Genomic DNA, 655 nt, shown 5'->3' with positions numbered 1-655 from the left:
TCGGGTGAGGGGTTGGTTGCGGCAGTGGTGGTTCGGTAGGCGCTGCACCGTTGGGGAGGTAAAAGACGCGCTGCGGCGGCACACCCATTGCCCACACCAGCGTTTCGAGGGTATGGGAAACTACCGTCACTGCGCCGGCGCGACGAGGGAGATCACGCTCTTGCCATGCAAAGAGCGCTTTCGCCGGTGGCGGGTAGGGCAGCAGGTCATTCCAGCCTCCCGGTCCTTCCCAGTCGTCGCAATCAACGACTAGTGGCACCCGGCCACGAGCCAACACGGCTAGCCCACCGAAGCCTTTCGGTTTGAAGAGATGGATGACATCTGGCCGCAGCCGGCGCGCGCTTTGCCAGAGTGCTACGATATGCCAAAGGGCTGCCGGCAGGCCGCCAATCGGTGGTGCGGGTGTATGTGTTACCGTTACCCCGGCATAGTCGCGGGTCGTGCCACCATCAGCCGGATTATGCACCGGCGGCGCAACAATGGCAACTGTGTGGGACCGCCGGCGCAGCGCTTGCGCCAATGGCAACATTCGGGCCAGTAGGGTGCCCTTCGGCCTTATGCCGAAGGGCGCGATCATCGCAATACGCATTAGCGGCCAGCTCGAATAATCTCCATCATCTCTTCCACCCGCGTTACCTTCACCCGTGGCCGGCCC

The 655-nt window shown here is 63.2% G+C and carries 1 protein-coding gene; it reads right to left on the bottom strand.

Annotation, left to right across the window (positions count from 1 at the left end):
- Positions 1-589, bottom strand: a 589-nt coding sequence (locus tag NZU74_20520; protein ID MCS6883713.1) for a glycosyltransferase, incomplete at its 3' end; no start/stop codon positions are given.
- Between the last annotated feature and the right edge of the window lie 66 nt (positions 590-655).

Source organism: Chloroflexaceae bacterium (genome assembly GCA_025057155.1).
In the GTDB taxonomy this organism is placed as follows: Bacteria; Chloroflexota; Chloroflexia; order Chloroflexales; family Chloroflexaceae; genus JACAEO01.
This window is presented reverse-complemented; position numbering and strand designations above follow the sequence as displayed.